At 63.6% G+C, this 8,269-nt stretch carries 7 protein-coding genes; 5 read left to right on the top strand and 2 right to left on the bottom strand.

Annotation, left to right across the window (positions count from 1 at the left end):
- The 5 genes from VGO04_RS00645 to VGO04_RS00625 form a co-directional block, all read left to right on the top strand.
- Window positions 1-467 (top strand): sugar ABC transporter permease (locus tag VGO04_RS00645; protein WP_327494028.1); only part of this gene is annotated, 467 nt, incomplete at its 5' end.
- Window positions 460-1,272: a carbohydrate ABC transporter permease gene (locus tag VGO04_RS00640; protein WP_043625687.1), complete on the top strand. Its 813-nt coding sequence runs from the start codon at window positions 460-462 to the stop codon at window positions 1,270-1,272. The genes VGO04_RS00645 and VGO04_RS00640, both read left to right, overlap by 8 nt.
- Window positions 1,273-1,276: 4 nt before the next feature.
- Entirely contained in the window at window positions 1,277-2,983 is a 1,707-nt protein-coding gene (locus VGO04_RS00635; protein ID WP_327494027.1) for an amylo-alpha-1,6-glucosidase, read from the top strand.
- Between the two features lie 29 nt (window positions 2,984-3,012).
- Window positions 3,013-4,047 carry a LacI family DNA-binding transcriptional regulator gene (locus VGO04_RS00630; RefSeq protein ID WP_327494026.1) on the top strand — a complete coding sequence of 345 codons (1,035 nt, stop codon included), beginning with the start codon at window positions 3,013-3,015 and terminating at the stop codon, window positions 4,045-4,047.
- A gap of 125 nt (window positions 4,048-4,172) precedes the next feature.
- Window positions 4,173-6,185 carry a beta-galactosidase gene (locus tag VGO04_RS00625; protein WP_327494025.1) on the top strand — a complete coding sequence of 671 codons (2,013 nt, stop codon included), beginning with the start codon at window positions 4,173-4,175 and terminating at the stop codon, window positions 6,183-6,185.
- Between the two features lie 91 nt (window positions 6,186-6,276).
- Here VGO04_RS00625 and pcaF read toward each other — a convergent pair whose 3' ends face one another.
- Together pcaF and VGO04_RS00615 are read right to left on the bottom strand one after the other, a co-directional pair.
- On the bottom strand, window positions 6,277-7,482 hold the full coding sequence (gene pcaF / locus VGO04_RS00620) for a 3-oxoadipyl-CoA thiolase (protein WP_327494024.1): 1,206 nt from the start codon (window positions 7,480-7,482) through the stop codon (window positions 6,277-6,279).
- Window positions 7,482-8,264, bottom strand: coding sequence for a CoA-transferase subunit beta (locus VGO04_RS00615; RefSeq protein WP_327494023.1), 783 nt, complete (start codon window positions 8,262-8,264; stop codon window positions 7,482-7,484). The genes pcaF and VGO04_RS00615 overlap by 1 nt, the downstream gene beginning before the upstream one ends.
- Window positions 8,265-8,269: the final 5 nt, after the last annotated feature.

The raw sequence follows: 8,269 nt of genomic DNA, 5'->3' as shown, positions 1-8,269 counted from the left end.
TCGGCGATCCGAACCTCGCAATCGTCGCCATCATCATCGCCAGTCTCTGGGGACTTGGCGGCACCATGCTGATCCTTCTGACCGGTCTGAAAGCGATCCCGAAAGAGCTCTATGAGGCGGCGACCGTCTCGGGCGTTCCCGGCTGGGCGCAGATGGTCTTCATCACCCTGCCGATGCTCGGGCCGATGCTGCTCTTCACGTTCATCACCTCGATCATCTCCGCCTTCCAACAACTGACGATCGCGCTTCTTCTGACGAAGGGCGGCCCGCTCGGCTCCACCTATTTCTTCGCCATGTACATCTACGACAACGCCTTCAAGTATTTCGACATGGGTTACGCCGCCGCCGGCTCCTGGGTGATGTTTATCATCGTGCTCATGCTCAGCCTCGGCGTCATGCGCTGGTCGGCCGCCTGGGTCTATTACGAAGGCGAAGTCCGCGAGAATGATGGAGACCGCAATGCGTAAGACGCTGCTTTATTCCGCGCTCATCCTGCTCTCGGCGCTGTTCATTGCGCCGTTCTACTGGACCTTCATGACGGCGATCAAAAGCTCGGCCGAGCTTTACCAGTTCCCGCCGGTCTTCTGGCCGTCGGAATGGCATTGGGAGAACTTTGCCGCCGCCTGGAACAAGCAGCCCTTCGGCACCTACCTCACGAATTCGCTGATCGTCGTGGTGCTCTCGACCATCGGCCAGCTGATCTCCTCGTCGCTGGTTGCCTATGGCTTCGCGCGCTTCCGCTTCCCCGGCCGCGACCCGCTGTTCATCCTGCTGCTCGCCACCATGATGATCCCGTGGGACGTGAAGATGATCCCGCTCTACATGGAGTTCAACCTGCTCGGCTGGATCAACACGCTGAAGCCGCTGATCGTGCCTGCCTACTTTGCCGACGCCTTCTTCGTCTTCCTGCTTCGTCAGTACATCATGACCGTGCCGATGGAGATCGACGAGGCGGCGCGCATGGACGGCGCCAACGCCTTCGACATCTACTGGCGCATCCATCTGCCGCTGATGATGCCGGCGCTGGTGCTGGTCGGGACCTTCCACTTCATGAACGCATGGAACGACTATCTCGGCCCGTTGATCTTCCTCAACGACCAGTCGAAGTACACGCTGACGCTCGGCCTTTCGATGTTCAAGGGTCTGCACGAGGTGGACGTGACCTCTATCGCGGCGATCACCGTCATTCTCTGCCTGCCGCCGCTTGCGCTCTTCTTCGTCGCCCAGCGCTACATCATGGATGGCGCGGTCGGCTCGTCGGTGAAGGGATAACGGCATGCTGTTTGATATCGATACCGTGCCCTTCAGCCGCAGGGGCCGTTTCCTGACGCTCTCGATGATGCGGGTGCCCGGTCGCGACGGCGAGCGTGCGCTCTATCTTCGCCACGTCGCCGGCGGCGACGAACGGCCGTCGCTTGGGCGCCTCTGCCGCGTCGATTTTCTCGACGCGGAAGGCAGCACCGTGACGCCCGTGTTCGTGCTTTCGCCGGAGCGGCTCGATGCCCGCATCGGTGAGGGCGAAGTGACCTTCGTCATCGGCGAAGGGGAGCGCCTGCACATATCCGGCAGACGGGCCGGCGTGCGCTTCCATCTCGAGGGCTCGCGTTACGACTATGTCTATCGCACCCCCAACGGCGAGGATTGCCTCGTCGCGGCGGTCGAGAACGTCAAGTTCATTCCGCGGGCGATCACCGGCGCTTTGAAGGTCACCGGCGCCTGGCAGCGCGACCACTCCGAAGACGTGTCTTTCGCCTTCTCGGGGGCAGGTGCCTTCGAGGGCAATGTCGACTTCTTCCGCACTGTGCCGCCAGTTGATCGGCCCGGCCGTTTCGCCGAGGCTCTTTCCGGTGCAGCAGCCGAGTTTTCGGAATGGCACGCACGCGTTCCCAAGGGCGTCCAGGCCCAAGACGAGGCGCATCGACTGGCAAGCTATCTGCTCTGGGCGAACGGCGTGCCTGCCGGCGGTGCGCTGACGCGGCCGGCGATCTACATGTCCAAGAACCACATGATCAATATCTGGAGCTGGGACAACGCCTTTTCCGCGCTCGGCGTCGCGGCCTTCGATCAGGAACTGGCCTTCGATCAGTTCGCTGCAATCTTCGACCACCAGGACGCCTCGGGCCTGTTGCCCGACTATATCAACGACCGCGACGTGCTCTTCGCCTTCACCAAGCCGCCGGTGCACGGCTGGGCAGTGTCGCTGATCGCGGCTGCCGATCCTGGCTTCCTGACAACGGAGCGCAAGTCTTACCTGCGCGATGCCATCGGCAAACAGGTCGACTACTGGCTGAGCTACGGCCGCAAGGATGCGGCGAGCCTGCCGTCCTATTTCCACGGCAACGACAGCGGCTGGGACAATGCCACCTTCTTTGCCGAGGGCGGCCCGGTGATGTCACCGGATCTGCCTGTGTTCCTGATCCTTGCCTGCGAGGCGCTGGCCGAGCTTCTCGAAGACGATGGAGAGCGCCGGGCGATGTGGCGCAAAAAGGCCGACGAGCTACAGGCATTGCTGTTCGAACAGCTATGGACCGGCGAGACTTTTGGCGCGCGGCTGGCCGCGGATCCGGAACGAATCCTGCCGGGCGACAACCTCATCCAGTTCATGCCGCTGCTGCTCGGCGCGCGTCTGACGCCCGCAATGCGCGAGAAGCTAGTGACACGGCTGGTCGCGGGCGGTTTCATCACCGATTGGGGTCCGGCCACCGAGAGTCCGCAGAGCTCCTTCTACGAGGACGACGGCTATTGGCGCGGGCCAATCTGGGCGCCGACGACGATGCTGCTGTGGGACGGCCTTCGCCGGCAAGGGCAGATTGAACTGGCCCATGAGGTCGCGGAAAAGTTCTGTTCACTTGCCAGCAAAAGCGGTATGGCCGAAAACTTCGATGCGCGCTCGGGGAGGGGGCTTCGCGATCGGGCATTCGCCTGGACATCCGCAGTCTATCTTCAGCTGGCTGCATCGCTCAGCCGATCCAAATCTTCGTGATCTAGCAACCCGTGACGAGCCGAGACGCCATGCAGAGACCGACGATCAAGACCATCGCGCAGGAGACGGGGCTTTCCATCGCCACCGTGTCCAAGGCCCTGAAGCATTCGCCTCAGGTTCGCCCGGAAACGCGCGCAATCGTGATCGAGGCGGCCGAACGGGTAGGCTACGAGCTCAACATGCATGGCGTACAGTTGCGCACCGGCAAGACCTATCAGGTCGCCGCCATCATGACGGCGCCGGGGCCGAAACAGAACGAATGGGAAGGTGTCGAATACGCCCAGCTCTTGAGCGGCATTTCCTGGGCGCTGGAAGACAGTCCCTATCGCGTGTCGCTCTATGCCGTCAGGAATTTCGAGGAAAGCCAGGCGGTCATCAAGCAGATCGTGCAGCTGAAGAAGGCCGACGGCATTATTATCTCGGGCACCCGCGCCGACGACCCGCGAATCCGCACCATGCAGGCGGCCGATTTCCCCTTCGTGACCTACGGCACCAGCATCCACAACGCGCCGCACGCCTATGTCGACGCCGACAACGAGCAGATGATCCGGGTGTCGATGGCGCGGCTGGTTGAGCGCGGCCATAGCCGCATCGCGCTGCTCAATCCGCTCTCTGATTTGAGCTACGGCATCACGCGGCTGGAAGCGTACAAACGTGCTCTCGAAGTGGCAGGTCTTCCCTACGATCTGGCGCTTGTCGCCCACGGCCGGCTGACGCCGGCCTTCGGCCGCGAGAACGTGCTGACGATGTCGGAGCTCGGCAATGCGCCGACTGCCTACATCTGCGCCAACGAAGCCTCCGCACTCGGCGCTTTCTCGGGCTTCCACGAGCGCGGGCTGGTGCACGGCCGCGACGCGGTGATCAACGCCACCGACGATCTCAACGTCAGCCAGTATTTCGCACCGCCGATCACCACCTACTACCTGCCGATCAGCGAGCCGAGCAGCCTGCTCGGCGCCTACATTTTGAGGCGCATGGAAGGCGAGCCGCCGGAAGCACTGCAGGCGCTTCTGATGCCGAACCTCGTCGAGCGCTGCGACGACCGCCTGAACCCGAACCGCTGACGATTTGCTCGCCCAATCTGGGCACCCCTTCATGCCTTTGAATATAAACGTTTATATTCAAGGTGACGCCGATAAGACCCGAGGCCGGAACCAACCGGCCGAATGACATGATAAGGACCGGACCCGTGCACATGCCGATGACCAGAACGAACCGCTTCAACGCCAAGGAACAGCAGACCGACATGCTGGAGCTTGGCGTCTGCTACTATCCGGAGCAGTGGCCGCGCGCGAAATGGGAAGAGGACGCGCGCCGCATGGTCGAGCTCGGCCTTGCCTGGGTGCGCATCGGCGAATTCGCCTGGGCGAAGATCGAGCCGCGGTCGGGAGAGTTCCATTGGGAATGGCTGGACGAGGCCATCGAAGTCCTCGGCAATGCCGGCCTCAAGGTGATCCTCGGCACGCCCACCGCCGCACCGCCGAAATGGCTGATCGATCGTTACCCGGACATCCTGCCCGTCGACGTCAAGGGTGTCGTGCGCAAGTTCGGCGCCCGTCGCCACTACTGCTTCTCGAGCCGCCGCTACCGCATCGAGGCGGCACGCATTTCCGAAGCCATGGCCGAGCGCTACGGCAGACACATCTTCGTGCACGCGTGGCAGACGGACAACGAGTACGGCGACCATGACACGATCTACAGCTATTCCGACGAGGCGCTGCGCGCTTTCCGCGAATGGCTGGCTGAGCGCTACGGCACGGTCGAGGAACTGAACCGCGCCTGGGGCACCGCCTTCTGGGCGATGAACTATCTGACGTTCGACGAAGTCGAGCTTCCGAACAACCTCGTGGAAGAGCCGAGCCCGACCCATATCGTCGATTACATCCGCTTCTCTTCCGACCAGGTGAAGAGCTTCAACAAGGCGCAGGTCGACATCATCCGCAAGCACTCGCCGGGCCGCCCGGTGACGCACAACTTCATGTCGCAGAACACCGACTTCGACCATTACAAGGTCGGCGAAGACATCGATATCGCCTCCTGGGACGTCTATCCGATGGGCGGGCTGCTGAACGGCCGGCTGTCGTCGGAAGACAAGGGCCGCTACCTGCGCGTCGGCGACCCGGATCAGCCGGCCTTCAACCACGACCTCTACCGCGCCGTTGGCAATGGCCGTGTCTGGGTGATGGAGCAGCAGCCAGGGCCGGTGAACTGGGCCTCGCATAACCAGTCGCCCGCCGACGGCATGGTTCGGCTCTGGACCTGGCTTGCCTATGCGCATGGCGTCGACATGGTCTCCTATTTCCGCTGGCGCCAGGTGCCGTTTGCGCAGGAACAGTTCCATGCGGGCCTGCTTCTACCGAACAGCGAGGCCGATCAGGGCTATATCGAGGTCGCGCAGGTCGCCGAGGAGATGAAGCGGCTGCCGAAGGGCGAGCGGCGCGAGAAGGCCAAGGTCGCGCTTATGCTCGACTACAATTCGCGCTGGGCGACCCGGGCGCTGCCGCAGGGCCGCACCTACCTCGCCTCGCAGATCGCGCTCGATTGGTACGCGACCGTCGCCAGGTTCGGCGTCGACGTCGACATCATCGGCCAGCACTCGGACCTCGACGGATACCAGCTGGTGCTGGCGCCCGACCTCGTCATTCCGGATCAGGCTTTCGTCGAAAAGCTTGCGGCATCCAGCGCCAAGGTGGTGTTCGGACCACGCAGCGGTAGCAAGACCGAGGATATGCACATTCCCGAAGGCCTACCGCCGGGTCCGCTCGCCAAGCTGATCGACGTCAGTGTCGCCCGTGTCGAATCCCTGCCGGAATTCCATGCCGAAAGCGTGCTCTACGGCAACGAGACCTATCCGGCCGGCGTCTGGCGCGAGACGGTCAGGACCAATGAGACGGTGCTTGCGACCTTCGAGGGTGACTATCGCAACGGCGCCCCGGCGCTGGTCGGCAACGACAAGGCGCGCTATCTGGCAACCGGCGCGCGCGGTGGCTTGCTCGACAAGGTGATCGGTGATGCATTGGGCTGGGCTTCGGTCGAGGCCCTAGCGGATCTCGGCGATCTGCGCATCACCCGCCGCGGCAAGCTCACCTTCGCCTTCAACTACGGCAAGACGGCCGTCGAGGTCCCGGCACCGGCCGGCGCGACCTTCCATGTCGGCGGCCGCAAGCTCGGCCCGGTCGATGTCGCGATCTGGTCGGAGTGAGCAGGCACCGCGATTGCACGCTCTGATGGATTGAAAGAGAAGAGCCCGGCTGCAGGACAGCCGGGCCCTTTTCATTTCTCAGGTCAGTGGTTCAGACGCGCTCCAGCGCCACGGCGATGCCCTGGCCAACGCCGATGCACATGGTGGAGAGCGAATACCGTCCGCCGGTTTCCTGCAGTTCCAATGCTGCCGTTCCGGTGATGCGGGCGCCGGACATGCCGAGCGGATGGCCGAGTGCAATCGCGCCGCCGTTGCGGTTGACGCGCGGATCGTTGTCGACAATGCCGAGGTCGCGCAGCACGGCAAGGCCCTGCGAGGCGAAGGCCTCGTTGAGTTCGATGACATCGAACTGCTCCTGCTTGAGACCCAGCCGCGCCATCAGCTTCTTCGAAGCGGGCGCCGGCCCCATGCCCATGATGCGCGGCGGCACACCTGCGGTTGCGCCGCCAAGGACGCGGGCGATCGGCCGCAGACCATATTTCTTGATGGCCGCTTCCGAGGCGATGATCAGGGCGGTGGCGCCGTCGTTGACGCCGGAGGCGTTGCCGGCCGTTACCGAGCCGCCTTCCTTCTTGAAGGGCGTGCCGAGTTTCGCGAGTGCCTCCATTGTGGTTGCGCGCGGGTGCTCGTCGCGGTCGACGACGACGGGCTCGCCCCTGCGCTGCGGGATCGTCACCGAGACGATCTCCTTCGCCAGCCGGCCATTGCTCTGCGCGGCGGCGGCCTTCGCCTGGCTGCGGACGGCAAAGCCGTCCTGGTCTTCGCGGCTGACATGGAAGTCGGCGGCAACGTTCTCGCCGGTCTCAGGCATGGAATCGACGCCATACTGCTTCTTCATGACAGGATTGACGAAGCGCCAGCCGATGGTGGTGTCGTAGATTTCGGCATTGCGCGAAAACGCGGTGTCGGCCTTCGGCATCACGAAAGGGGCGCGCGACATGCTCTCGACGCCGCCGGCGATCATCAGTTCGGCTTCGCCGGACTTGATGGCTCGCGCTGCGGCGATGACCGCATCCATGCCGGAGCCGCAGAGCCGGTTGATCGTCGTGCCGGAGACGCCGACCGGCAGGCCGGCGAGCAGCGACGACATGCGGGCGACGTTGCGGTTGTCCTCGCCCGCCTGGTTGGCGCAGCCGAAGATGACGTCATCGACCGCGTCCCAGTCGACATCGGTGTTGCGTTCGATCAGCGCCTTCAGCGGGATCGCGCCTAGGTCATCCGCCCGGACTGAAGAGAGCGAGCCACCGAAACGGCCGATCGGCGTGCGGATGTAATCGCAGATAAAAGCCTCGGCCATTATGCAGCCTCCTTGTTGCCCTGGTGCGCCATCTTCGTGCGGGCATTGATGTCGCGAAGGGTCGTCAGTTCCAGTTCCGTCGGCACGGGCGTTTCGATCACCTGGTCGGCAAACTTGATCGCCCAGCCACAGTTCTCGACGATCTGTTCGCGGGTCACGCCCTGGTGGATCGAAACGACGGTCAGTTCCTTGGTCTCGAGGTCCGGCTCGAGGATGCAGAGATCGGTGATGACGCGGGTCGGCCCCTTGGTCTTCATGCCCAGCCGTTCGCGGTGGTCGCCGCCTTCGCCGTGGCCCATCGACGTAATGAAGGGCAGCTTTTCGACGAAGCCGCGCTTCGACAGCGCCATGGTGATGAAGATGCGCCCGCAATTGGAGGCGATTTCCGGTGCGCCGCCGCCGCCGGGCAGGCGGACCTTCGGGTGATCGTAGGGGCCGACGACCGTGGTGTTGAGATTGGCGAACCTGTCGATCTGCGCGCCGCCGAGAAAGCCGGTGGTGATACGACCGCCCTGCAGCCAGTAGCGGAACATCTCCGGCACCGAGACGGTGAAAAGCGCCGTGTCGCAGAGTTCGCCGTCGCCGATCGAGAGCGGCAGCACGTCCGGCTTGGTTCCGACCGTACCGCTTTCATAGATCAGGGTGATGTCCGGAGCATGCGTCAGCCGCGCGACGTTGCAGGCGGCCGAAGGGGCGCCGATGCCGACGAAGCAGACATCGTCGTTCGAAAGCGCCCGGGAAGCGGCGATCGTCATCATTTCGGTAGGGGTAAAATCGCTCATGCTAT

The sequence above is a fragment of the Ensifer sp. genome (assembly GCF_035999185.1).
In the GTDB taxonomy this organism is placed as follows: domain Bacteria; phylum Pseudomonadota; class Alphaproteobacteria; order Rhizobiales; family Rhizobiaceae; genus Ensifer.
The sequence above is the reverse complement of the archived record's forward strand: the minus strand, read 5'-3'. Positions and strand labels throughout refer to the sequence as shown.